This window comes from Aeromonas sp. S8(2024), assembly GCF_041403085.1.
Taxonomy (GTDB): domain Bacteria; phylum Pseudomonadota; class Gammaproteobacteria; order Enterobacterales; family Aeromonadaceae; genus Aeromonas; species Aeromonas dhakensis.
On record NZ_JBGLRF010000001.1, the window covers coordinates 46673 to 72402 of the forward strand.

Genomic DNA, 25730 nt, shown 5'->3' on the forward strand with positions numbered 1-25730 from the left:
AAATACTTGGCAGGCAATCTACTCGGTGGTTCGATCCTTCTCTTCTGGTGGCTTAGACTGGCATCCCAATATTAGTGAGTATCGTCAGGCATATGAATGAGTAGACCTAATGGCATCTTCTTGGGCGTGGCTTCATGCAGCGCAAGCAGCAAGCTCACAAGGTCTATCCTAAACGGAAATGAGTTCCCGCCAGGTCTATCTACGAATTGCTATAGCGCATTCCAACAGCAATAAATCCAGTTTTTCGTCAGCTCCGGTCTGAGATTTTTCAGCCTGGAGCTGCCCCCCCCCTCATTACCGGCTCTTATGGTGAGCAGCATGTGATATATTCGGCTCTAAAAGTGAGCCGAATGATGGGCTGGTTCGGCTCATTATTGAAACCCTGGCACGTTGAATGAGGAAATAATGGAACCATTTTGGATTTGGCAACAAGCAGATTGGCCCCATTTTCGTTGGCAGGATAGCGAGATATTGCCCAGATTACGGCAGGTGCAACGCAGGTTGGGAATGCTAATAGGTAGTCATTCCAGATTGGGGAACTCCGACCAAACGTTGGATACGTTACTGGCTAACATCATCTCCTCATCCGCTATTGAGGGTGAGCGTCTCAATGCCCAATCCGTGCGTTCCTCCTTGGCTAGGCGGTTAGGGAGTTCACAAACTCAGTCCTATCCCGTGTCAGATCGCTCAGAGGGGCTCGCGGCCATGATGCTGGACGCCATCGACAACCATGAACAACAGTTGACGATTGAGAGGCTTTACCAATGGCATCGTTGGCTGTTCCCTGCCAACGAATGGTCGGTGCAGCCAGTGAATGTAGGACAGTTGCGAGGAGATGAGCCGATGCAGGTTGTCTCTGGGCGTGTTGATCGCCCCACCGTGCATTTTGAGGCACCGCCCAGAGCAGCTCTGGACGATCAACTGGCCGAGTTCATCCGCTGGTTTAACCAGACTCGGCATGACCCCACGATGGATCCACTGCTTCGTGCGGCGATCTGCCATCTCTGGTTTCTGACGCTGCACCCCGTTGATGATGGCAATGGGCGGTTAGCGCGGGCACTGACCGATCTTGCGCTGTCACAGGCTGACAGCCAAAGCATCCGTTTGTATACCATGTCAGTTGCTATGCTAGATCGGCGGGATCACTACTATCGGGCGCTTGAGTCAGCGCAGAGGGGCCCGCTAGATATTACCTCCTGGATCTGTTGGTTCCTCGACACACTGGATTACGCCATAGAGCTGGCATTACAGGTTATTGAGCGTTCTCTTGCCAAAAAACATTTCTGGTTGCAGCACTGTCATGATGGTCTGAGTCCAGAGCAAACCAAGGTTATTAACCGTTTATTGGATGGCGGCCAACAAGGTTTTGAAAATGGCATCAACGCCAGCCAATATCAAAAAGTCGCCGGAGTCAGCAAGGCGACGGCTACACGCCATCTGGCCGAATTGGTGGGTAGGGGGTGCATTGAGAAATTACCTGGTGGCGGACGCAATACACGCTATCAGATCCGCTTGCACACCGAGGGAGTTTGAAAAAGCATCGCCATGGGGCGTTAATTTCATCTGGTAGATGAAAGCTGCGATTGGTGTACAAATGACGCTATTTAGTTAAATGTTGACGCCATGATGTGTGCCGTCAGGCATATGAACGAATAGACTTAACCGACAGTCATGGCTCTCAACTAATCTTTTGAGTGATAACAAACTATCGAGAACATCGGGATCTATTGTAGGAACATCACCAGGCCCGAGATTTGAAAGCAGTTTGGTCACACTGAGACGTACCAGTTGCTCTTCGGCCAGAGCCTTGGCTCTCTGGACAACCTCGGGTGATTCGGATGAAATCATATCCTCCAATGTCCTCCCCATACGGTGCTCCTACTACAGATAGAATTAAAGGCCCACGCCGAGCTGGCATGGGCTCTCAGCACTAGATCAAAAACTCTTCCAATGCACGACCATTAGCCACTGCTTCTGCGATGGTCTTGGGCATGCGACCTTGGCCAGTCCAGGTTTTCTCCTGACCGTCTTCGGTGTATTTGTATTTTGCAGGACGAGGAGCGCGCTTGCTCTTTACTGTACCCTCTGCTTTTGCAGTGGTTGCAGTACCAACAAGCTCACTCGGATCTATGCCCGCTTGTTTCAGCAGCTCGGTAAACTCAGCCAGTTTTTGCAGGCGTTCAGCGGACTCTTCTCTCAATTTGCTCTCTTGCTGCTCACGCTCAGCAAAAATCTCTTCGAATTTTTCTCTGATTTCGACCAGCTGCTCGAAAGAGAGCTCGCGCAATGCAGCTCGCAGACTACGAATATTCATCAGTATTTTCAAAAAATCGTTCATTTTTATCCTCATGTATCACATTTTTATATCAGGAAAATTATCTCTCAATCCCAGCATCAGCTCCACTGTTTTTGGCACCAAGATGATTCGAAAAAGCATCATTTAAAAATCCTGAGCTAAATTGCGTTTGGATCTACTTATTGGCCTAGCTCCAATCTGCTATGAAAATATGTAGCTAAAAATTAAATCCAAGTGGCAGTGAGCGTTGAGACCACCTCACCAGATGAGCCGATGAAGGATCTTGTTCGGCTCACGAAATGAGCCGATAGGACAATATCATTGGCTCACAGAATGAGTCGATGATAAGAAATTTTAGATTTGCCCCTTGAGGATCCAGACACTTCGCCCCTCTTAACTTAAGAGGAAGTCTTGGATGACTAGGCCACTACACATCCATGTCTCCAGAAAGCAAAAAACCCCGCAACGAGGCAGGGTTTCAGCATTTTTTCAACTTCGCACTCAGGGTAGCGACTCTCCCTTGTTTCAACTTCGCACTTAGGGTAGCGAATCTCCCTGTGCCTTGATTCTATGAAAGGTGAAGCCGCTAGTCAACATTATTACTGGCATAACCAGCATTGAGCACTTATTTGATATGTTATTTTTGGATGCCTTTGCACTCAAATTTTGGAGGTGTTTTCCAACCTGTAACGCGCCCGCTGCGTTTGTTGATCCTGCGGTATTCATTCCCCAACAGGATTTCCCATTCAGAGCCGTTCTCCGATAGAACCTGAAAAGTAGTCCCCAGCTCAATGCCTAAACCTGGTTCAGTACAGACCAACTCGGTCATCAGCCCTCCTCAATGCAGGGGCATTTGGTTGTTAATTTTCCACTCAAAACGACAGTTTGGGGTAGGATAGCTCATGAGAGGTCGTGTTTGTACAATGAGGAGTGCTACATGATGCCCTATGCAACCTATCATCCTAGTAGTGACGCAGTTACTCCGAACCGTCTCCTAGAAGGTCTTGGTATTCCTCGTGACCCACTAGGAGCACATCTATGGATCGTGGCTGGCGTTGCTCCTGGCATCATTCATCGACTGGCTGAATTGATGAGTGCAGACATAGGTTTGATATGCCGCTTAGCAGGCATGAACCGGAGTACTGTTGCTCACAAGCTTAGGATTGGAGCTCTTCTATCAACCGCTCAGGGCGCCAGGGTATACGGCGTTGTGCAGGCCCTCGATGCGGCACTATCCCTCAACAAGAACGATACTGCCAAGGCGTTGTCATGGCTAAACAGACCAGCCTGGGGCCTCGGTGGCGTGGCTCCAGCCACATTGCTGAATACACCGATGGGGGTTCAGGCTGTTGTGAATTTGGTGGGACGGATTCAGCATGGGGTGTGCAACTAAATCGAGGGTTCTGATAGGCGAATCCCCACGGAATGCTTAAAAAACAATCAACCCCATCATTTTTTGAAATTTATTTCATTTACCCCACTTGAAAAATTCGGAAAACTGTCCATTTACTAATTATGAGAGCTTCAATGAAATTTAAGCAGCTCACCATTATTCCGCTGCTACGCAGCGAAGATAAACCAGTTTTGTACACCCACGGCTATTATTTCATCAACAAACACTCATAATTGAATGTCATAACAATCTAACAACGAATTCTATCGAAGGAGATACCCTTACAATAACTGGTTAAATTAGTGCCTAAGGCACTGAATAGTAAAACTTCAATTTAATTCTTGCACATATATCAATCATACGGGATTCACGCTACTTGGTGTCATGAACAGTGGTTATTGATATGCACTCGTAAATTCGATTCTTACCATCGCGTTTAGCGTTGTAAACCTGAATGTCAGCTGCATTTATAAGCTCTTTTGCACTAATATCTTTTTTACTAACAGCAACCCCACCACTGAGTGTTACTCGAAGAGCATCTTCACGCCAGTCCAGATGCTCAACACCATGCCTTAATGCCTCCAGTAAAGATATCGCCAAGTTCCCAGAGCCCACTTCAAACAATACAGCTAATTCTTCTCCACCATATCGACAGAACCAGCCATGCTCATAAAAAATTGAATTTCCAAGTTTCGCTACTCTTTTTAATACAGAGTCACCAGTTTGGTGTCCGAACGTATCGTTCACTTTTTTAAAGTCATCTAAATCTAACAGTGCTAAATAAAATGGCTCTTGCTTTTTTAATAGCTGAGAAAGCTTTATGTCAAAAAATCTACGGTTGTATAAACCTGTCAGTTGGTCAACATTAGCCTGTAAGCGAGCTTCTGATAATTCATGTGTCGATTTTGCCACTTCGTCATAACATGTGATAACTCAACCATTCTATTCTTAGGTGATTTTAATGAATTGTTACGACTTGACCTTATAACATTGTATAGCTCATTGAGCATGCGTTGAAAATAACGAGACCATGACAATGCGAGTAACAAATAAAGGATGCATGTTAGCGCGATGACACCTTGAACATTAAGCGACACACTCTCAATGACACCTTGTAATGTAGATTCTGGAACAACACTAACCAAGATCCAGTCTTGACCATCGACTTTGTTATATGCCACAAACATCCCAGATTCTTTATCATGGAATACGCCTTTTTCTTTTGTGAACTTTGAAAGCCAGGTCATATCTTTCATGGGAGTAAACATTAGTTCTTTATCAGGATGAACTAGCATCTTACCAGCCCCATTCACCAACATCTGATACCCAGCATCTTGCTTATAATTAAGCCACTTTGATATAGGTTGAAGTAATGTATCAATTGAAAAGACACCAACTAACTTCCCTGTCGGGTCTTCAATTGTTTTAGCTAATGAGAGTGATAGCGTTCCGTAAATGTAGTCGTAATATGGTTCAGTCCAAACCATCTTACCTTTATTTTTAACGGCAAGTTGATACCATGGCCTTATGCGTGGGTTAAAATTCGAGTCTGGTTGCCATTCAGGATGAACAAGTAATTGTCGATGCTCTGTGCCAACATAGATGTATTGTAGCCCAGCAGTTTCCTGATAACGCCGCCAGTCCTTTAAGTATTCAGACTGATGTTTGATCTTGTTATCTATAAAGTCTTTATAATCAACATTGCGATAGATAAGCTCAAACTGTGTTGTGAGGGTATCAATATATGGCTTAATCAAAACATTATGAAGTTGATCATTCTTGGATACTAACTGTTGCTGTAAATCACGTTGCAGAGTGACGGTCATATGATAGTAATAAATGGCCCCGAGAATTAATATGGGGACGAAAAGCAGAACTAACCCAAGACGCATGCGGGAAATCAATGACCATGTTTTCCACTGGGTTTTATCACTCATTACACCGACATCCTGTCTGAAAAAATCTGATGGGCTAACCATACCAGAAAGATTTAAATGAGCCCATCATTGTGATCACCCTCCTCGAACCTGAACGAGCCCCCTCAGGACGACTTGCTCGATAACTACTTACTACCGTTCATACAATCTGAACGTTAAGGTTTGTCTACGATGAAGACGATGGCCTGAGCTTTAAAGCCATAAGTGTCTGAATATATTATATTTTCAATGGTATGTGTCACACTGCATCAAATTTATAGTAACAATAGCCAAAGCCCCGAACACATCTACAGAGACACCTTCAGGCACAGTGTTCAGATCTAATCGCCTGGCCTCCCCAAACAACCTAGTGGTGTGCTGTTCGAGAATCTCATCCAGCTCTAAAGATGAGATGGATCTTCTCCAGCGAGGGTGAGCCTTAAAGTCCTCTATAACGCAGTGTTGCAAGCATAAATGTGGGACTTCGACCCACCCGCCTGAGTCAACGGAGGTATGTACCTTGGCTTGAAAAATGACTCTGACCATCGTGAAACATCCAGATGCAAAAACTGGGAGACTTGATGATATGAGGTTAGTTCATTAATGACAAACAAGTTAACTGCGGAATGACTTTTTGCTAGGATGGTCGAATAAAACTAGGGGGATTCTAGGCGAGCTCTTGTTTGTCGAGCGAGCGACAACCACGCTACCAAGAGTGCAAACACTGCTCCTGTCATCAAAGATGAGATGGCTCGAAATCATAGGTCTACCTACTGTAATATACTGTCAGTACATCAGATCTACAGATGCACAGTATATGTTGGCAGCGTACAGTGCCCACACAACAAGGAGATGTTGATGCAAAGCCCTGTAGTACCGGATAACGAACGGCTTCGCTTAGACGCATTGCGCCGTTTAGCGATACTTGATAGCCCCGCAGAGGAGCGTTTTGACCGGATTACCAGGATGGCTCGCAACATGTTTGATGTGCCCATCGCATTGGTTTCATTGGTGGATGAAAACAGACAGTGGTTCAAGTCATGTTGTGGGTTGCCGGTATTGGAGACACCGCGAGACATTTCTTTTTGTGGTCATGCAATTCTCGGTGAAGAACTGTTTGTAGTTGAAGACGCGGCCCAAGATCCACGATTTTCTGACAACCCCTTAGTCACGGGGGAACCACACATTCGCTTCTATGCAGGCCATCCACTAGAAGTTGGGAACGGTTTGAAGCTGGGTACATTGTGCATCATAGACTCTAAACCCAGGGGTTTTAGCCCACGAGACCAAGCGCTGTTAGCTGATTTGGCATCCATGGTTGAGAGTGAGTTACAAGCCGTTCAGAGAGCAACCATAGATGAATTGACGGGGATAACTAACCGTAGAGGATTCATGCTGCTCGCCGAAAAAAGTTTGAAATATGCATTTCGTGTAAAACACCCAGCGGCCTTACTTTTTTTAGATCTAAATCACTTCAAACTAATTAACGATAAGTTTGGTCATGACATTGGCGATGACGCGTTGCGATATATGGCCGAGTTGTTATGCCGAGTATTCCGCGATGCTGATATATTCGCTCGCCTTGGTGGGGATGAATTCGTTGTCCTTTTACCTGGCACTGGTAGTGAACATTGTCAGAGAATTAAAGAGCGGCTGAATCATGCAATAGATGACTTCAATAGTCATAGTGGTAAGCCATACCAGTTGTCATGCTCCTTAGGAATTGTGATTTACGATGCTAGTATGCCGCCTAATTTAGATCAACTACTGCGGCACGCAGATGAAGAGATGTATTCATGCAAAGTGAAACGATAAATAGCTGTCGCCAAAAATACAACTATCTGAGCATTTCTTAGAGAAATCATTATTATACTGGTAAAGAAGTAATTGACCGTATGAAACAAGATACCCTAATCATGGGGATCTTGTTTATTTTATTCAGTGTCTGTGTATAATTTTAATTACTTGTCTATGAATATGCATTGATGGCTTGCTACTCGAATTCCTATACATTAGCTTTCAGCAGAGCACACCATTTTGGAAGAAACACTATTTAAGTGGCGCGAGCCCATATCTCGTGAGAAATGTCACCAACAGTATTTTAATTTCATTTAGCATGGCTAATTTTTTAACGTGAGCTATATTAAAAGTGGGATGTGTCAATGTGGGGTATGTATGTTTTCACAATACAACATAAGAAACATATTGTTAATTTTCCTTGCGACACTTTCTTCATGCGCTATTGCTGTTGATACCAAAATTGTTCTAGTTAGTTCAGAGGACACTTATCATTCAAAGTATGGGTGCTGGTTATATAATATTTATAGCGAGGCATTTTCTAGATTGGGATATAAATTTCTATATCAGGGCGTTCCTGGTGGAAGAGCACCGATCCTCGCGGAGGATGGCAGTGTTGATGGTGAAATTCATCGGGCATTTGAATACCAACAGCAAACAACCAACTTGATCAGAGTGAATGAATCACATTTCAACGTGACTATTGAAGCTTATGTGTATGACAATAAATCAAAATATAATTCTTGGCATAGCCTAGATAAGGAAGGATTAAGAGTTGAATTCAGGCGAGGCTCAAAACGCGCCGAAGACGCACTTTCCAAGTTTATTACCTCCCCCCTGCCGACAGAGGTAAACACAACTGAGCAGGGATTGAAAAAACTGATAAAAGGACGCGTTGATGTATTTGTGGAGCAGACTCTGGTATTTGATAGGAGCAAGCAAGCATTGCTTGCGGAATCGACCGAGTATAATAAAATATATTCCGCAGGAATTGTTGATACCTTGGCAGGCTATGCGTATCTTAATAAAAAACACTCAAGGCTAGCGAAAGATTTGGCCTTAATGCTAAAAAAAATGAAAACCGAGGGTAGAGTAGAACAACTGCAAGAGCAGTTTTGCTATTATGATTAATTTAAAATCCAGTTCGTGCCACGGTGCTTTACAAGCGTCTGGGGTGCTCGACGATATCCTCGCCTTCATAGAACAACACGAATGAGTTTCGATTGCCTCCCCCTTAGTGATGGTCTCATTAGAAAACCAAATGTGTGTATTTTCGCATACCCGCGCTAAAAATCTGTCATCCGTAATCCAGCATTCTATTTAGTTATATCCAAATGAGTGTCATAATAGCATCGCTTCGGACACAACGTAAAAGGCCGCAAGGATGCAACCGTTCTCTGAAACCAGTGATCCCCACTTTCTTCGCTTAGATGCATTGCGCCGTCTCCAAGTGCTTGACTCCCCAACAGAGGAACGTTTCATTCGTATAACAAGAATGGCTCGCAACATGTTTGATGTGCCTATTGCCCTGATCTCATTCGAAGACAATGAACACGAGTGGGCCAAGCCTTGTTATGGCCTAAACATCCATGAACCTCTTCCTAATATCTCTTTTTGTAAAAATGGATTTCTCAAAGAACGCATGCTTGTTATTGAGGATGCAACCAAAGATCCTCTTTATTATAATAATCCAATGGTTCAAGGGGAGCCATACATCCGATTCTATGCTGGTCATTCATTAGTAATAACTGATGGATTGCATATCGGTTCGTTGTGCCTTATAGACCGTAAGGCTAGGTTTTTTGGAGACAAGGATAGAGCTTTATTTACTGACTTGGCATTAACAGTTGAAAGCGAGTTACGTGCAGTTCAAATGGCGACAATAGATGAGTTGACGGGGATAACCAACAGGAGAGGCTTTATTCTTCTGGCTGAAAGGTACTTGCAACATGCATACAGAACGAAAAGGGGCCTTTCATTATTGTTTATAGATTTGAATCATTTCAAATCTATAAACGATCGATTTGGTCATGATGTTGGAGATGATGCATTGTGCCAAGCCGCCAGCTTGATCAACTTGATTTTTAGAAATGCTGATATCTGTGCTCGATTAGGTGGTGATGAATACGTGGTTTTACTACCCGAGACCAATATGAACAATGTTGACTCTATCAATCAACGAGTAATTCAAACCTTCAATGAGTTCAATAAACATAGCGGTAAGGTATATACCCTTTCTTGTTCTATAGGCGTTGTGGAGTATGATGCAACTACACCACCAGACCTAAATATGTTACTCCGTTTGGCGGATGAGGCCATGTATCGTTGTAAGCATATTTGATAAATTATATGCACCCTATGGGAATATAATTAAAGAGTGTCGTTAACTAGAATTAGAATAAGATTCAACAATTAAAACATCCAGATAACTCATTATTAATGAAAATTTTGAAATTATCATCACTTAATGGTTAGATTATGTGCCCATACAGTAACTGCAACTCTAGACTTTAATTTTAGTTTTCTTAGGGAAGATGCGAACAAGTGGGGTAATTACCTCGACATAATGCTCAGGCAGATTTTTAACATGTCAAAAATCTCAAAACGCACCATTTCTCATCAATTATTTGCGTTATTGCTCAGACAGCGCCTCATTTCTGCTGTCATTCCCGGATTTTAGGCAGATCTCTCCTTCATTCGTATCAACTGATCCACTCGAAATAGGTTTGCCAAGGCAAATAGCATCGCCAGTTGGTTATCGTTTTTCATCAGCCCTTTGTACCGCGCTTTCACGAAACCAAATTGGCATTTGATGATCCGGAACGGATGCTCCACCTTTGCGCGCAGGCTGGCCTTGAGTCGTTCGAACTGGATGGTCGCCTTGTTTTTACGGGGGTGCTTCTTGAGTTCCTTGACCTTGCCAGGACGCTCGGCGATGTACCATTCGGCCTTCACATGGGCCAGCTCCTCCCGTTTCTCTGCCCCCTGATAACCGGCATCGGCCAGCACCAACTGCTCCTTGCCATGCAGCAAGTTTCCCATCTGGTTCAGGTCATGCTCATTGGCGGGCGTGGTGACCAGGCTGTGAGTCAGACCACTCTTGGCATCGACCCCGATGTGAGCCTTCATGCCGAAGTGCCACTGATTGCCTTTTTTGGTCTGGTGCATCTCGGGGTCACGTTGTTCACGCTTGTTTTTGGTCGAGCTCGGCGCCTCAATGATGGTGGCATCGACCAGCGTACCTTGGGTCATCATGATGCCCGCCTCGGATAGCCACTGGTTAATGGTCTCAAACAGCTGACGCGCCAGCTGGTGCTGCTCCAGCAGGTGGCGAAAGTTCATGATAGTGGTGCGGTCAGGGATGGGTTAGTCGAGTGAGAGTCGGGCAAACAGGCGCATGGAGGCGATTTCATAGAGAGCATCCTCCATGGCACCGTCGCTGAGGGTGTACCACTGCTGCAAACAGTGAATGCGCAGCATGGTCTCCAACGGGTAGGGGCGACGGCCATTGCCAACCTTGGGATAGAGGGGCTCAATGACGGCCAGCATTCTGGGCCAGGGGAGCAATTGCTCCATCCGTGACAGAAAAATTTCTTTGCGGGTCTGGCGGCGTTTGCCGTGGAACTCGCTGTCAGCGAATGTCAGTTGATGACTCACGTTGGAATTCGTCCCTGATACCAAGAGAGAGCTGATGATCTCACATCAAGGACTTGTTCGCACTTTCCTTAGGGTATATGTATTCAATGGATAGAATCACTATATACCTAACGCATATCATGGTTAGGTAAGTTACGCCACATATAGTTCTCGTTAATATATGCTGGATTAGATTTTAACTTTGATAGCGCTTCATTGATATCAGATATAACTCTATAACCCCACTCAGTTTTCGGTGCAGCAACATAAGTTGATATTTCTTTTGGCTGTCCAGCTATCGGAAGAACTTTGAACTTCCCTAGATAAGCCTTTTTATTTAAATCAGATACTGTTGATGAGCCATACCCAAACTTACTTTCTGTGTAATAGATAATTTCCTCTGGGTATGCGACGGTAAAACCATTTATATCTTTTAATAGCATATTCAGGACATTACCCATCGGAGCATTGAGAGAGTAGTTAACTCTCTTATTTGTTTTATCTTTAATTGCGAGGTCAAATTTACTTCCATATGAACGAGATGCTATGAAATAGCCAAGTTTATCCTTCGATTGAATCAACCGAAGCAAATCAACACCGTCTCCATCAATTATATACTGCTTATAAGTGTTAAGCTCACTGGATGGTATGATTACATGTGGTGCAGTTGATAGTGTTTTATGAAAAGTAGAAAATGTTTGATACTTCTCTCTTTCAGGTGTCTTTATCATATTTCCACAAACAACTTTCTGTCCTTGCTCCATCATATGCCGGATCCTGGCGATGTTAGCCCATATGATCACATGGTTATACTGGGGCAATTCAGCTCTGATCATAGCGTCAGTAACATCAACCACACCTCTACCTGAATAGCTACCATCCTTAATATAAAATGGAGGGATATCATATTGAACCCAATGGATTGTCTCTTTTGCAGTTACATCGACAGATATAATAAAAGAGATGAGTATTAGAAGAATCCTTTTCATGGCAATTTCACCTCTCTATTATACTGATATAAACCATAGTGCGGCGATTAGTCAGCAACACTAACATCTTCACAAGAAAATATTGGCATACGTATGCGCTTTCGTAAACCTACTAACGTAGAAATTTCTGGTTTTCTGTATCGTCAAGGATGGTGCTGAACGTTGATACGCCGAACTCTCCCGCTTGTCGCCATACACGGCAGCATGAGGCTTGATTGTTGCTGTCCCATAGAGCCCATAGAGCCCATAGAGCCCATAGAGCTTGTACGCTATGTGGCGTGCTCTTGAGATCAAGTGCTGTCAGTCAATGGTTAGATAAAAAATGGTTTTCAGGTGAGAACCACACCTACACAATCTGTATGGAGATGATTATCACCTGACATCTGCTCACTAAAGATTGTGGTCATACGGATTCAAGCTGGATGCCAAATGGTTCTCCTAGTGTGTTATCTGGGGTCACCGTATGACCACCGACAAGAAAGTGGCGCGTCTACTAGAGCTCGCCAAGGAACTCAATTGCGTCAGCCAAGCACGCAAACTCATCGGCTACAGCCGCCAGCAGTTCTACGAAATCTACCGCAATTATCAGACCTATGGAGCCCAATCCAGACAGATTGCTTGGTTGCAAAGGGAGTCCTCGATTACTCCCTCACCAGGCCAACTGATGGCGCTTTAGGGGACGCGTAGGAGCTGGCTGACCATCGAGTCAGGTTGATGGAGGACGCGTCCCTACAGCATGTTGAATAGGCTCTGGAATTGATACCAAAGGAAGGGCGCACAAACGTAGCGTAAGCAAGACACCGGTTTGAGGCCGGTGTCAGGTCATAACTAGATCTGTACACGCCTTTCTAGTCTCCTTATCTCTTGACTAAAAATGAACCCTGCAAGGCTATCACTAGGGGAGCCAGGCACTACGATAAATAAACCACAGTTTGGAGGATACAACAGACCATGTTTTTTACCTCGTTTATATATCCAGTTTCGTCTGATATATTCCCGCACAATATCATTTACTTCTTTAGAAGCTGAATATTTCATGACTCCCCCAATGAGGATGCGTTAGTTAAATCTACAGCTGTTTCTCCAGGTTTGGTTATTTCCTTAAAGTGAAGTTTTATTTGCTCATCATCAGAAACAAAATCTTCTGATGCCCATGTCCACTGTAATTGTCTTGTTATATTATTAGCGGCATCCTCAATGCCTTTTTTAGACCACGGTGCAGATCGATAGCTGCCATCAGGCATTAGTTCAACTAACGAAATAGTGTAACTTAAATTGTAAAAGCCAAGTTTTGCACGTTTTTCCGCAGATAACTTCCACGCGTCACAGGTTAAAGTAATTCTTCCATTATTAGCATCGACTTTCCATGAGACCTCTGGGAGATGAATGAGATGAGCACGCAACCCCTCTGCTAGACCACCAGTAAGCTTATTAACAATCCAGTAGTGAGCTCTACCACTAGCTAAAAAACTGTCAAACACCGAATCTTCTTGGTCAGTTAACCAACCCTCGGAATATGCAATCCTGCTCTTAGCATGATCAGTTATCTCAATGATTTTCAGTCTTAAATTTGTTATGTCTGATGGATAAAGAAAACCATCATTTAAGGTGACAAAATTAGCTTCATCAAATGCTATTCGGTCTAGCTCAGACAACATCCATTTATCAGCCTCACTGGGTGAGGCCCATTTTAGTCCATCAGGCTTCGGTAATGTCCTTGAGAAAATGAAGGTGGTTTTATGGAAGTCACTCATTCTGGGGTGGATAAGATCTACATGTATCCAGGGATATGCATGCTTAATGTTGACATGCATATCATCTGTATAGAAATGGCCCACCTTCTTGATGACATCTCGTACCTCCCACATAATCTCAGTAAGGCCATATTCCAAACTTGTACTTATTGAATCCATTACAGTCTTACGGATAAACCAGTGACCATGTACATTGGCAGGATTTAGAATTTGCTCGCTACTCCAACCTGTAATATCTCGAAGTTTTATTAACTCGTCAGGTTGTCCAATCAATTGAGCCAGTTCTATTTGGATGCCAAGATCTCTTGCAAAACCATAGATATTTTCGTTCATATCAGGACATTGACTATTATATTTGCTTTGCCACTCAGAAAACTCATTATTAAGTGCTTGGTTATTGCCAAGTTCCAGCTGTGCCTTTAGTTGCTTGACTAATTTATCTATATAGTGATAGGACTCGGGAGTGTCTTTTCCTTGTAATACCTCTACAGTTGTTTCAAGCGCTTGAGCTAGAGCATCAGCCAAAGCCTTGCTGGTATGTCCGTTCTTTTCTACTCGCTGGTAATGACCAATGAGGGTTTTTGGAGCGGCCTCTGGAGAGCGCCCCAAAATCTTGTAAGCCTTACTCATCAACATTTGTTGGGTCAGACCTGACTCAACGCGCAGACCTCTCAGTCTTTCAGGATTGATGACAAACGATGTTCTTCCCATATGAATGAGCTCCTAAGTGACGATGCACATATCATGGTGGAAATAATAAATGTTGTATATACATCATAAATACCACATCTATTTTTTTGCGTAAGCCGAGCAACAGGGTTCGCTGAGCTATACGCTTGGTCTTGGCCTTCGTAGGTGCGTGAGAGGTAACTGCGATAGTCAGCATCAGTTGCAATCTTCATCACTTGCTGTGAGCAGATAGAGCTTTACTTCGAGTGGTGAGAAGTAAGAGGTTTAGCCTGGTGTGCAGCCAGTTGGCTTCACAGGCGGCGTTGTTTCCCAAATAAGCCAGCAAGCCATGATTTCCCCAGCTCTGGGTGACCGCTACACTCGAGGCTTTCTGACAGGTAGGCCCAGGGTATTCAGTTTGTTTATGGCACTGACATACGCCATGACTTCTCCCACCTGGCCATTGTAGTTACGCAGACTGATTTTCCCCGTCAGCAACTGCTTGAACCGATACATCGCCGTCTCTGCCAGTGAGCGACGGTGATACCCCGATATCTTCTTCCAGTGCGCCAGCCCTTCCTTGCGTATCACCAGCACAGCGTCATTTCTTGGATGTCCTTTTTTCCATAACCCCGCGCTCTTGCGAGGTGGGATACAAGCTGTCGCCCCTTTGCGCGAGATAAGCTGATGGCTGGCTTTGCTGTCATAGGCGCCATCTGCATAAACTCGTCCCAGCTTGCGCCGCAGTGGATTGAGCAAGGTCGGCAACCCCTCGGCATCATGGACATTTTCCAATGACACCTCCGCCGCCACGATATCGTGGGTTACCGAGTCTACCGCCAGGTGCAACTTGCGCCAGACTCGCCGCTTCTCAGCGCCGTGTTTTCTGACTTTCCACTCGCCTTCACCAAACACCTTCAGCCCGGTTGAGTCGATAACCAAGTCGGTAATGCATCCCTTTGGGGGCTGTCGATAGGCCACTGTCACCGTGCGTGCTCGCTTGCTGACACAGCTATAGTCCGGTGCGCACAACGGCACATTCATCAATTCGAACAGGGAGTCGAGTAGTCCCTGGGTTGCTCGCAAAGTGAGGTTGAAAATCCCCTTGAGCATCAGGAAGGTGGCGATGGTTTGGTCGGTGTAGAGCTGGCTACGGCCCCGCCGTCCATGATGGTCGTGGTGAAACCAGTTGCTCATGGCCTCGGCATCAACCCAGAAGGTGAGTGAACCACGATTAATCAAAGACTTGTTGTATTTAGGCCAGTTGGTGATGGGGTGAAGCGACGTGCCCATAATGCAGACTTGAAGAGGATGGTGGTGATCAGATCACCAAGTCCTCAGTTAGTTCCATTCAAGCTGTATCGATTTGGGCAACAACGCCTTCACAGGCCCAAACCACAACTTAGATTCAGCTCGGTGTGATCGCCCTCTCATCTAGTTTTCTCTACTCATAGGTTTGTGACCAAACAACGCCTGTAATCTGTTACGATATCACTCATTTGGCACCACAACTTGTGGGCAAGTAAATAAGTCGCATGACGCATTAATTAGAGAGTTGTTAATGAATGATTCCATAGCCAAGCTCTCATTTAACTTCATTGGGAAAATCCTTGGCTCAGATACTATTGTTGTGCAGGGAGATAATTTAGTATCCTCAAAAAAAGATACTATTTTAGAAAATGACTCTGCATCCGATTTCAGGAGTTTTGCAACTTTTGAACGAAAACTCCTAGGCGGAATACTTACCTACAAAATTGGAAGTAAGACTAAGAAACACAAATTTATTAGATGCGCTGATTCAAATAGCTTCGTTGAGTCGCTAAATACTTTAATAGCAAAACACATTACAACAACAATAGAGCAGAAAGTTACTGAGTTTAATAGTCTTGCTTTTGACGAGTACCCAAGAGATTCTTGGGTGATCAATCTTGCTCAGATATGTATGTCATTGAGCCGCGACTATGAGGCCCAGAGCGAACAATGGGAAAGATATTTAAATCCTGAACTAATAGAGAAGGTAAAAAACCTAATATCATACCATCCTCTTAATATTGACTACATACGCGAGCAGCACGAAGAGTATCAACTTATAAAAAGAAAAGAGTTCTTTGATGTAGTAGAATCAAATCCATTAACTAATGAACAGCGTTTAGGCGTATTACGTTCAAATGATAGGAATATGGTACTTGCAGCAGCTGGTACTGGAAAAACATCCGTCATGGTTGCTAAGACCCTCGATTTGATAGACCGAGGATTAGCGAAGCCATCGGAGATCTTGGTTCTTGCATATAATAAGACTGCTGCGGGCGAACTAAGTGAACGCCTCGAAGATAAAGCTAAGAAGTCTAATATTGAGCTAGAATCGACACCAGAGATTGCTACTTTCCATGCGTTAGGCAGGATGATTCTACGTAATTCAAACGTTGATACCAACATATCTATTTTTACTGAGGATGACGTAAAGCTAAAACTATGGGTCACCTCATGGCTTGAAGAATATTTATCATCAGATATCGATAGAATTCATGACTTTATAAACATGTTCCCAGAACCCGTTAACCCTTTTGATTTTAAGTCAAAATCAGAATATGAAGCGTATATCAGGGACAACGAATTTAGAACCCTCAATAGTGATCTCGTTAAGGGCTATCAGGAACTCCTTATAGCAAATTTCCTCTATGAGAATGGTGTTGAGTATAAGTATGAGTCTCCATATGTGACCAAACGGCGTATTGATATTGGTTTTGACTATCGCCCAGACTTTAAAATCATAGAACCTGAACTTTATATTGAGCATTTTGGTATAGACCGTCATGGAAGAACCAGGCCAGATATAGATCGTGTTTCTTATAATCAGTCTATTAATAATAAAAGAATGCTTCATAATGAATGTGAAACTGTTTTAATTGAGACATTCCATTATGAATGGATAGAGGGTGTTTTACTGGAAAACCTCAAGAAAAAGCTGTTAGATAATGGTGTCATTCTTAATCCATTATCTCCTGATGAATTGTTCAGCAAGCTGCGTGATATGGGTCATATCACAGGCTGGGGTGAACTTTTGACAAAAGCCCTCCAATCAATTCGAGTTGAACGCCTCACGAAAGAGTCCATACAGAGTAGGTTCGATGCTACTGGTGTGCATCATTCCAAGAAGCTCTCAGAAATTTTGGATTTGCTTCATCATGCATATATCAGTGAGCTCAGAGAACAGAATGCAATTGACTTTGATGACATGATAATCAGAGCGATTCAGGAGGTGAATGCTGGAAAATATATTCCTGAATGGCGATACATACTGGTTGATGAGTTCCAGGATATATCAACAGCTCGAATGGAGTTCATTCAGACCATCATTAATAATGGGCCACAGCCATCACTAACTGTCGTTGGTGATGATTGGCAGTCAATTTATCGATTTAATGGTGGAAAGTTAGAGCTAACAACTCGCTTTGGTGAAATCGTTGGTAGCTACACGCTTACTAAACTACAAAAGACCTTCCGCTATAACAATAGCATTGCCGATACTGCTGGTCAGTTCATTATGGAAAATCCTGAACAGTATAAAAAGTATATAGAAACGCATACTGTGGTTGAAGATTCACAGATTTATCTGCTTGATGACAAATCCCCAGAAAAAGGAGGTTTGAATAAAAGAGTCGCTGAGGTTGTTCAAAAGATTAGAGAGAATGATGCGACTGGAAGCATTGCAGTTATTGCTCGTTATAACTATCTTTTAAATGAGGCTAAGAGTGCATTAAAACAGACTAATAGTTTGCGCAATGTTAACTTCTGGAGCTTTCATAAATCTAAGGGGTTAGAGGCAGACTATGTAATTTTAATCGGCTTCTTTCAAGGAAAGATGGGATTCCCTAATGAAAATAAAGACAACCTTATAGTTGAATCCCTGCTGCCATCTCTAGACCCATATCCTCATTCTGAGGAAAGGCGTCTCCTGTATGTAGGCATTACCCGAGCAAGGAAGAAAGTCTACATTATTGCCAATCCTACAGCACCATCCGATTTTGTGACGGAGTTACTTTCGCCAAAATACAAGATAAATGTTGTTTCAAAAGCATTCAGTGAGGAATCAAAAAAAAGGTTCAAGTGCCCATACTGTACAGATGGCTATCTAAGGTTGGTCAAGGGGCCGTATAGTGATTTCTATGCTTGTAGCACAGGTTTTGGCTGTCCTGTAGGAAAGGCTAGAGTGTGTGAAAAATGCCACTCACCATCAATTGATACAAGGAATGAGAGTGTTTGCAATAATTCTCTTTGTGGTTGCAAAATTAAAATATGCCCTGAGTGCGGACGACCAATGAAAATCCGTAATGGTCAGTATGGTGACTTTTGGGGATGTACTGGTTATGGGATTAAGGATGACCAGTGCAAGATTACCATCAAGGTCAAGGCAGGCTTATGATAGCTAATTTCGTGAGTTAAGGTAGAGGAACATATGGATACGTATTCCGAAATCATAAATGAATTTAATAGCACGTTTTCTACCAATACTAGCCTGTGTGAAGATTTAAAAATTGGGTGGGATCTGGGAAATTGTAGGTCTTTTGCTTTATACCAGTTAGTGGAAGACCAACGCAGCGCCCCCTTTGGTACGGTTCTATACCACCATATCGGCAGCTACAACACTGGTGAGGTATACGAGGCAGAGGGGACAGCTGGCTTCAGGCTCAGTTCACGACCTGATAGTATTGAAAAATTTTTCCCTTTGTCTTCAAACCAGGCGACTCGTAGATTAGATATTGGCTATCGATCACATTGGCTTGGCGGTAGTTGTGCATTTTCCTCTTTACCATTTAAGCGGTGGTGGGTCGATTCATTTAAAACCTTGTGTGCAAATGTTCCTGCCCAGGCAGAGCTGGTTAACTCATTCTTGACGCGAGAGATAGAGGTTCTTGCAGAGGCTGCCAGGAATAAAGGCCATAGGAGTGGCTGGGTTTACAATAGGTTCATTGATAAACTTGAATATCTCTCGATGCGAGTGAATCAAGAATTTCTTGAGCCAACACAATATTTATTTAAGCCTGTACTATTTTTCAATGAGTTTTCTCATAACTTGGTTAGTTTGAACGAGCAGGAGAAAAAAGAGTTAATGAACAAGGCTAGAATAGATAGCCATTTTGATGACCTATTTAGAAAGTGGTAACCACTTAGTTGATGATGGAGGTGATTTATTTTAACTTGGTAATTAAATCACCTTGCTTATGAATAAAGTGATATTTTTATTACATGGGAGCTGTATTAAATATATGGCTTCATCTTGATTTTTCTCTATACCAGCTAAAAAACAAAGGACATCTTGATTCATCCACTACAGTGATATCTCCACGGAGAGAAATTTGGGTGATTGAATCATTTTTTATCTCGAAACCGGAGGATGAGCGGCCTGCTTCAAACAATAACAGAATGGCTTTATAAGCCATGATCTCAGCATCAGAATATTTTGGTGTAACTCCCGATGCCGTGCGTGAGGTTATGCTATTTAATCGTTGTCGCTCTATTTCTTGATGAGCATTTTCTAGAGCAGCTTTTAGATTTTGGGATTCACTGCGCATTGCTGCTAACTCGCTGCGTAAGATTAAGTTTTCCTCGGCGAGTTGTGCCTCCTTAGAGCGTAGTTGGATTTTTATTCGCTCCTCCGTTTTATAAAATGATGCGACTAGCGTTCGGTAAGGACTGTTTTTTCGTCTTAATGTGGAGCCACTTAATAAATCTCTTCTAGGGTGGATCTCTGATGAGATATCCTGAGTTGAGTAAATCTCGTTATATCTTCTAGCTATTGCCTCAGTGAGGGCAGTTAGGGTGGGGTAGAGATCGCAATCGAGGCTTCTCAATATTTTCTCAATGCGATCTTTTCGAGTCTGAACCTTTCGCTCTTTCTCTATTAGCATTGGACTATATTTCATTCGCTCAAACAATTTTGAGTTCCTCTAGCAGGTTTATATCTAAGGTTTTCTGTTCCATACACAAATCTAGGAGCTTTTCTGGCGTCGTATTTTTTAACTCAGCCAATAAGGTCAGGTTTTGTACTACAAACCTCACAGGGTCATAATTCTGCATATTATCAAAACTAGGTAACGTCTCTCGCATAGCCATTACCTGAATTTTACCTGCGATCATGGAGGCCATGCGTTGTAAATAATTACTCTGCATTGAGGGTGCTCCATTGGTCTCCTGTAGTCGTGCAAATAGTTTATTGGATATATCGTCATTGGGGATTATCCTAAATTGTTCGATATTTTTAGCTCCTAATATCATGAATGAGCCTGGATTGTCCTCTATATGCCGTAATCTAACAAACCAACACGATGCTTTATATAAACTATTTGTTAACTGTATTCTTAGCGTATCTTGTTCTGCTTGATTAGTTGAATTCTTTAGCATTGCAGAAGCATCATTTATCTCATCTAGATTGCGTCTTATTACAGCCGAAATTGCCACTTTGTGATGCTCGCTAATACATGCTCGTGAACATTCATGACAGTTCATTCTACCATGTGTGTTAATTACTTCTTCTGGGCACTGGTTGTCATGCGGACAAATGTGAGTGTAGTTGAGAGCCAAACCACGGCCACCGGACTCTTTGAGTGCATTCAGCCCCACCTCAGAGCCTGCAAAAAATGGTGATGCATTACCATCGAGTCGAGTAACCGCATTAATGAGATCTTCTTCACGAACAACTGACTCAGTTACAGATGCTATTCTGTATTTTTCTCGAATTGGAGCCAGAACCTTATCTGTTTCAATGTCAAGTTTGGTATAAAAATTAATGGTGCCATCACTCTGCCCTGTAAACATCCTTACCGCCTCACTATCTCCAGTCGCGGCATGAATTACGGTTACAAGTTGTGTTCGCAGACTATGTATAGTTATTGCGGTTTTCTGGACGATTGGTGTAAACGGATGTGGTTCTGACTCATTACTATATTTTATTAAATAAGAAGGTGTATTGATTATTGAACCATGTTTTTTGGCGTGATCTAGGCTTCTAATCGTTGCATTTATTGGTGCGTAACTGAGTTTGCTGACAAATGGTATTCCAGTTTTTGTTAGCCAATCCTCAAACATTTTAATATAGGGAGATATAGAAAAATGATAATCTGAATTTTTTGATGTTGACTGTAGCAGAGGACGGAATTTTCCGTTCTTGGACTGCTCATTATCCTGATATGGGATCGGCTGTGTATATGCCTCCTCTGAGTAAAGCTGTCGAAGCGTTCTAGCAAAACGCAACATGACCATAACTTCTTCTGATATCATACTATCAAGGCCTGTTGGTTTGACCTTATCGGTTCGAATACGGAGTGGAACTAGTCTTTCACTGATCACTCCGTTGATGAGAGGTGTATAGTCAGAATCAAATGTATCAGCACATAAATATGCAGCGTTAGAGGCTCGTTGGCCTGCATAAGCAGCTATAACCAGGATCATAACATGGTGATAATTAGCTAACGGAACCATAGTAAGCGATTTACCCATTTTAATTTTTTTCGTTATGCCTTTACTATTGCTTGGGTATTCAATGGTTCCAATATCAAACTCCATACCACCTAGCGCAATAGTAGCTGGTATGAATATAGAGTTTGAGTCACTGTCTATAGTGTTCTGTAAATGTTCAAAACATGGAATTTGATGGATTTTATTTAATTCTAGCTTCAAAATATCAACATATTCTGACTCATCATTTTCTAGAAGTTTGCGTGCTCTCTTAGCGGAAATAATCAAAAGCGTTTTTGCTAGCTCTTTCAAAAAAACACGAAATATAACCCAATATCCCAAATGGAATATATCTTTGCTGCTTTTGCTTCTAGCTTTATATCCTACGTTTCGAAATGAACGGATAGGATTAGACTTTAGTTTATATCCATCGATTTCATGATATTCGTCAATTATTGTTTGAAAAAAACGCCTTAATGTTGCAATAGCTTCTCTTATCGTATTTCGTTCATTAAAATCCGTATCATCATCCCTGCTATTATTTTGTACTAAAGCGTCAATGAAATCGAAAAGTGAAACAGGATATATAACATCTTTTCCGCTGGCTTCAGCGGTTTTTTGATATTGATAGTCTATAACGGGATCCACGAGGAAAAACACAGAACCTATAAATTTACTCGGGGTGTCAGGATATTCAAATAAACAGTTTTCATTTTTTTCAAAAAACTTTGGCAAATAAGAATATAAATACGAATTCAGATATTGTAGTGCTCTTGCTCGATCTTTTGATGTGTTTTTCTCAATATGAGCGACATTACAGAATGCTAGCTGAGCTCGCTTCCATAGACCATCCATGATGTTGTTTGGAGCATATTCAGTGGTGCTTTTATTTATAGTAATATCTCCGAATTCAACAATGCCTTTGTTTACAATAGGGATTAGTACACGTTGGACGGTCGAGTTATGGCAGACCTCGCCTAATAACTTTATTTCCTCACTGCGACATACCTCTTTGTATTCAACATTTTTGTGTTGGGCATCCCTAGTGGAGAAAAGATTCTGGTCATTCAGCTTGGCTATTCGAGATTCTACAGGTCGTCTTGTAAAAAGTAACTCAACATCATTACACCACTCATGTGGAAGAACTCTGCCAACTTCTAATGCATAGCAGACCTGGCGCCATGCTATTGCGCTTGATGGCATGGCAATAGCGCTCTCAATCATAAACTGAGAAAACGACTCCGGTGTCATCTGTTTATATGAGGTAATACCATTGCAGAGTATATAACGGGCAATAAAGCTGACATTTGCTGTCAACGTTTTATGATTGAAATTTGTCCCTTTTAGAACTTCGTTTTTAATAAATGGTCTCAGTTCTGATTTTTTATCTGGGCGTTGTGATTCAGCAATTAAGTCTATAGCAATTCTAGGGAAATAGTGAAGCCATGTCCCATTGCCTAATAGCTCATTATGAATCTTTGCGTCTCCCCAACGGATTTCAGCAGGAAGTTTGCATCCGGACTGCGCAGCATTAGCCAGCAGAGCAAAAAAAATGAAGCGAACAGTTCCCTTGGCTTTACTATCAACAGCCAAATGCATTATGGATGGAAAGATACTATCAAAATTATCCTGCCACGCTCTTGCATCCGAGATTGTTTCAAGGATTTTTGTAACAAGTGATTCATTCCACTCAATTGGAACCAAGCTTAATTGATAGGCGAACCATTTTCTGGGGTCGTAGTTACGTGCTACACCCTTAAGATATGAGAAGGCATGAAGGTCTTCTGAGATTGACTGCCCAATGTCTCTGAGATTCTTATCATCTAACATAATTAACACACCTAAAAATTAGCGCCAAAGGACTCGGCTAGCATTTTCATATCCGTGGAATTTACAATGTTGGATGTGAGTAATCTCATTGCATCCTCAGCTTGAGTCCTGACCTTCTCTATGTCCGGCACAGCATAAACTAGAGTTGATTCGATAGATGAATGTCCCATTAATCTTTGGACAGTGTGCTCATTCAGCCCATGTTTAATATTTCCATTTTCTAACTGGATAGGAAGATAATTGAGACTGTACATGCCAAAAAAATGCCGTGTTGAATGAAGACCGAAATTTTTTGGCATTGGAGTCCCTCGTACTTTGTAAACTCTCTCAAGAGCAGCTCTGAAGGGATATAACCTAGTATTATGGTCTGAAAGAACCAAAGGGCGCCCTTCATAGGGTTTTTTAAGTACAACGAATAATAGCTGATGCCCACAGTGCAGGGGGGCTCGTTCCTCACGAAGATAACGTGGAAGAGTCTCAAAAAATATCGTACGAAAAGGTTCAATGAAAAACGTTTCTTCGGTATCACGTCCCTTGTATGCTGCTGATGAAAGTGCCTCTCCTGAAATCCTCTCAAATGTATTACCATATTCTAAGGGGCGTGTTATTGGATTGACACAACTAATCTTTTTTTCTTCTACGTTGATGTCTCTTAGCAAGAGAGCAAAGGCTTCAATACTTCTAAGACCAGTACCAAGCATCAGTGACCACAAACAGCGATCACGAAGGGTTTTAGCTGCATTGAGCAAGGGGAGGGTATCCTCAGGAGGAAGCCACTTTTCTCTACCACTTCCTTTTGCTGCATAATGAAATACTTTCTTGTACTTCAGAAGGCTGCCTTCAGCTAAACGAGGGCCATTGCATATTACCCCAGCAAACATGGATTTTTTAAATAGCTGTTTTCTTTCATACGGAGAGACTGCTTTGCTAAGCAATGCGTCTTTAAACATTGCTTCTGGAGCCAAATTAATATTGATCAGCCCCATATCTGCCACGGCTTGCATTTCTATGTGTTGTGTTGCTGATGCGCGGAGAAAGCCACGAACTGAAGAGATAATCCTTTCGTTTGTGTTGTTTTGAGTAGGACGCCTCTTTGTTGTAGCGGCAGCAAAGTAGGCCAGTGAGTCTTTGTTGTTTTCTGTGCCGCGAGCCAGGTAAAGCGGAAACTGCTTGATGATTTGAGTGAGTAGTGACGTTCCGGTGTACGTGCTCTCCAGACTGGAGATTTTGCTTAGGTCACTTAAAGCCTCTAGGTACACAAAAAAGGTTTTTAAGTCTGATGCAACGTTGACGGTTGTGCTCTTGGGGGCACTTCTAGCTAGATCGTTGACATAACAATTCAACGCTTCAATAGGCTTTCCATCGCTGTAGAAGGCGAACGATTTTTGACCAGTTGAGAGATGAAACGCAATCCTATCCAAGCTCGTCTCCATATGCACTGAATCCCTGTACATAAATCACACTATATTAGTGCATACGAGTGCGCAACTATTTCTTGAGAATAAAAAAAAGCCGCGACATTAAAATGTAGCGGCTTTCTTCTAACTTACTGAAAAGTATGGAAAATGGAGAGGATATCGGGGCTCGAACCCGAAACCTACGGCTTAGAAGGCCGTTGCTCTATCCGATTGAGCTATACCCTCAGAATCTCTTTTGCAGTGACTCTACGTATGCACTACAAATCTGTACCTTATAAGAACCTGCGACCCACGGCTTAGAAGGCCGTTGCTCTATCCGACTGAGCTAAGGGCGCATTGCCTCGACAAGCCTGGCGGCATGTCGAAAAACCTGGTCGGTGATAAAGGATTCGAACCTTTGACCCTCTGGTCCCAAACCAGATGCGCTACCGGGCTGCGCTAATCACCGAAAATCTCGTCTCCAGCATAGCGACAGCGGCTGTACTGGGCAACGGGCCGGCATCATACCCAAGCGGGAAAGCCAGCGTCAACGAATTTTTCCACCAATGAATTCAAATGCCTACTTATTGCCCTCCAT

General features: G+C 42.9%; 17 protein-coding genes, 3 tRNA genes and 3 pseudogenes. 9 read left to right on the forward strand and 14 right to left on the reverse strand.

Annotation, left to right across the window (positions count from 1 at the left end):
* Positions 1-405: 405 nt before the first annotated feature.
* Together ACB031_RS00205 and ACB031_RS00210 are read left to right on the forward strand one after the other, a co-directional pair.
* Positions 406-639 (forward strand): annotated as a pseudogene (locus ACB031_RS00205) (DUF4172 domain-containing protein); the annotation flags it as partial.
* A 66-nt stretch (positions 640-705) separates the two neighbouring features.
* A complete protein-coding gene (locus ACB031_RS00210; protein WP_371139110.1) occupies positions 706-1533 on the forward strand; it encodes a Fic family protein in 828 nt (275 codons plus the stop codon).
* A 397-nt stretch (positions 1534-1930) separates the two neighbouring features.
* On the opposite strand, the gene ACB031_RS00215 is transcribed toward ACB031_RS00210, so the two are convergent.
* Positions 1931-2338 carry an H-NS family nucleoid-associated regulatory protein gene (locus tag ACB031_RS00215; RefSeq protein WP_042024860.1) on the reverse strand — a complete coding sequence of 136 codons (408 nt, stop codon included), beginning with the start codon at positions 2336-2338 and terminating at the stop codon, positions 1931-1933.
* 595 nt (positions 2339-2933) lie between these two features.
* Positions 2934-3125, reverse strand: coding sequence for a hypothetical protein (locus ACB031_RS00220; RefSeq protein WP_058059819.1), 192 nt, complete (start codon positions 3123-3125; stop codon positions 2934-2936).
* A gap of 111 nt (positions 3126-3236) precedes the next feature.
* Between ACB031_RS00220 and ACB031_RS00225 the strand changes: the two genes are divergently transcribed.
* Complete coding sequence (locus ACB031_RS00225) at positions 3237-3689, forward strand: antitoxin Xre/MbcA/ParS toxin-binding domain-containing protein (protein WP_058059824.1); 453 nt, start codon at positions 3237-3239, stop codon at positions 3687-3689.
* A 372-nt stretch (positions 3690-4061) separates the two neighbouring features.
* Here the strand turns inward: ACB031_RS00225 and ACB031_RS00230 are convergent, their stop codons facing one another.
* Positions 4062-4601 carry a GGDEF domain-containing protein gene (locus ACB031_RS00230; protein ID WP_252410890.1) on the reverse strand — a complete coding sequence of 180 codons (540 nt, stop codon included), beginning with the start codon at positions 4599-4601 and terminating at the stop codon, positions 4062-4064.
* Positions 4541-5626, reverse strand: a complete 1086-nt coding sequence (locus tag ACB031_RS00235) for a cache domain-containing protein (protein ID WP_252410889.1) — start codon at positions 5624-5626, stop codon at positions 4541-4543. Before ACB031_RS00235 ends, ACB031_RS00230 begins: the two co-directional genes overlap by 61 nt.
* An 837-nt stretch (positions 5627-6463) precedes the next feature.
* Here ACB031_RS00235 and ACB031_RS00240 point away from each other — a divergent pair.
* The 3 genes from ACB031_RS00240 (at position 6464) to ACB031_RS00250 (ending at position 9743) form a co-directional block, all read left to right on the forward strand.
* A complete protein-coding gene (locus tag ACB031_RS00240; RefSeq protein ID WP_065476124.1) occupies positions 6464-7420 on the forward strand; it encodes a sensor domain-containing diguanylate cyclase in 957 nt (318 codons plus the stop codon).
* Between the two features lie 360 nt (positions 7421-7780).
* Positions 7781-8533 (forward strand): transporter substrate-binding domain-containing protein, encoded by a 753-nt coding sequence (locus tag ACB031_RS00245; protein WP_158513270.1) that lies wholly within the window; start codon positions 7781-7783, stop codon positions 8531-8533.
* Positions 8534-8786: 253 nt separating this feature from the next.
* The gene (locus tag ACB031_RS00250) at positions 8787-9743 is read left to right on the forward strand and encodes a sensor domain-containing diguanylate cyclase (RefSeq protein ID WP_224968209.1); all 957 of its coding nucleotides are present in this window, start codon (positions 8787-8789) and stop codon (positions 9741-9743) included.
* Positions 9744-10078: 335 nt separating this feature from the next.
* On the opposite strand, the pseudogene ACB031_RS00255 reads toward ACB031_RS00250, so the two are convergent.
* Together ACB031_RS00255 and ACB031_RS00260 are read right to left on the reverse strand one after the other, a co-directional pair.
* Positions 10079-11059, reverse strand: a pseudogene (locus ACB031_RS00255) (IS5 family transposase).
* Positions 11060-11166: 107 nt separating this feature from the next.
* On the reverse strand, positions 11167-12027 hold the full coding sequence (locus ACB031_RS00260; protein ID WP_252410886.1) for a TIGR02285 family protein: 861 nt from the start codon (positions 12025-12027) through the stop codon (positions 11167-11169).
* A gap of 463 nt (positions 12028-12490) precedes the next feature.
* Between ACB031_RS00260 and ACB031_RS00265 the strand changes: the two are divergent.
* Positions 12491-12631 (forward strand): annotated as a pseudogene (locus tag ACB031_RS00265) (IS481 family transposase); the annotation flags it as partial.
* A gap of 430 nt (positions 12632-13061) precedes the next feature.
* Here ACB031_RS00265 and ACB031_RS00270 read toward each other — a convergent pair.
* Positions 13062-14492, reverse strand: a complete 1431-nt coding sequence (locus ACB031_RS00270) for a hypothetical protein (protein ID WP_252410884.1) — start codon at positions 14490-14492, stop codon at positions 13062-13064.
* Positions 14493-14825: 333 nt separating this feature from the next.
* Entirely contained in the window at positions 14826-15743 is a 918-nt protein-coding gene (locus ACB031_RS00275; RefSeq protein WP_252410883.1) for an IS5 family transposase, read from the reverse strand.
* 268 nt (positions 15744-16011) lie between these two features.
* Between ACB031_RS00275 and ACB031_RS00280 the strand changes: the two genes are divergently transcribed.
* Positions 16012-18873, forward strand: coding sequence for a UvrD-helicase domain-containing protein (locus tag ACB031_RS00280; protein ID WP_252410882.1), 2862 nt, complete (start codon positions 16012-16014; stop codon positions 18871-18873).
* 33 nt (positions 18874-18906) lie between these two features.
* Positions 18907-19614 (forward strand): hypothetical protein, encoded by a 708-nt coding sequence (locus ACB031_RS00285; protein ID WP_252410881.1) that lies wholly within the window; start codon positions 18907-18909, stop codon positions 19612-19614.
* 109 nt (positions 19615-19723) lie between these two features.
* On the opposite strand, the gene ACB031_RS00290 is transcribed toward ACB031_RS00285, so the two are convergent.
* The 6 genes from ACB031_RS00290 to ACB031_RS00315 all read right to left on the reverse strand — a co-directional run bounded on the left by ACB031_RS00290 (position 19724) and on the right by ACB031_RS00315 (position 25601).
* Positions 19724-20386, reverse strand: coding sequence for a hypothetical protein (locus ACB031_RS00290; protein WP_252410880.1), 663 nt, complete (start codon positions 20384-20386; stop codon positions 19724-19726).
* Complete coding sequence (locus tag ACB031_RS00295) at positions 20379-23735, reverse strand: hypothetical protein (RefSeq protein WP_371138794.1); 3357 nt, start codon at positions 23733-23735, stop codon at positions 20379-20381. The genes ACB031_RS00290 and ACB031_RS00295 overlap by 8 nt, the downstream gene beginning before the upstream one ends.
* Positions 23736-23746: 11 nt before the next feature.
* On the reverse strand, positions 23747-25156 hold the full coding sequence (locus ACB031_RS00300) for a site-specific integrase (RefSeq protein ID WP_323061582.1): 1410 nt from the start codon (positions 25154-25156) through the stop codon (positions 23747-23749).
* A 145-nt stretch (positions 25157-25301) separates the two neighbouring features.
* Positions 25302-25378, reverse strand: a tRNA-Arg gene (locus tag ACB031_RS00305).
* 11 nt (positions 25379-25389) lie between these two features.
* Positions 25390-25480, reverse strand: a tRNA-Arg gene (locus tag ACB031_RS00310).
* 44 nt (positions 25481-25524) lie between these two features.
* A tRNA-Pro gene (locus ACB031_RS00315) sits at positions 25525-25601 on the reverse strand.
* Positions 25602-25730 lie beyond the last annotated feature (129 nt).

Bases quoted from the DNA above. Each gene is read 5' to 3' on its own strand.
- ACB031_RS00210 (WP_371139110.1), top strand. From the start codon at position 706: ATGATGCTGGACGCCATCGACAACCATGAACAACAGTTGACGATTGAG.
- ACB031_RS00215 (WP_042024860.1), bottom strand. From the start codon at position 2,338: ATGAACGATTTTTTGAAAATACTGATGAATATTCGTAGTCTGCGAGCT.
- ACB031_RS00220 (WP_058059819.1), bottom strand. From the start codon at position 3,125: ATGACCGAGTTGGTCTGTACTGAACCAGGTTTAGGCATTGAGCTGGGG.
- ACB031_RS00225 (WP_058059824.1), top strand. From the start codon at position 3,237: ATGCCCTATGCAACCTATCATCCTAGTAGTGACGCAGTTACTCCGAAC.
- ACB031_RS00235 (WP_252410889.1), bottom strand. From the start codon at position 5,626: ATGAGTGATAAAACCCAGTGGAAAACATGGTCATTGATTTCCCGCATG.
- ACB031_RS00240 (WP_065476124.1), top strand. From the start codon at position 6,464: ATGCAAAGCCCTGTAGTACCGGATAACGAACGGCTTCGCTTAGACGCA.
- ACB031_RS00245 (WP_158513270.1), top strand. From the start codon at position 7,781: ATGTTTTCACAATACAACATAAGAAACATATTGTTAATTTTCCTTGCG.
- ACB031_RS00250 (WP_224968209.1), top strand. From the start codon at position 8,787: ATGCAACCGTTCTCTGAAACCAGTGATCCCCACTTTCTTCGCTTAGAT.
- ACB031_RS00260 (WP_252410886.1), bottom strand. From the start codon at position 12,027: ATGAAAAGGATTCTTCTAATACTCATCTCTTTTATTATATCTGTCGAT.
- ACB031_RS00270 (WP_252410884.1), bottom strand. From the start codon at position 14,492: ATGGGAAGAACATCGTTTGTCATCAATCCTGAAAGACTGAGAGGTCTG.
- ACB031_RS00275 (WP_252410883.1), bottom strand. From the start codon at position 15,743: ATGGGCACGTCGCTTCACCCCATCACCAACTGGCCTAAATACAACAAG.
- ACB031_RS00280 (WP_252410882.1), top strand. From the start codon at position 16,012: ATGAATGATTCCATAGCCAAGCTCTCATTTAACTTCATTGGGAAAATC.
- ACB031_RS00285 (WP_252410881.1), top strand. From the start codon at position 18,907: ATGGATACGTATTCCGAAATCATAAATGAATTTAATAGCACGTTTTCT.
- ACB031_RS00295 (WP_371138794.1), bottom strand. From the start codon at position 23,735: ATGTTAGATGATAAGAATCTCAGAGACATTGGGCAGTCAATCTCAGAA.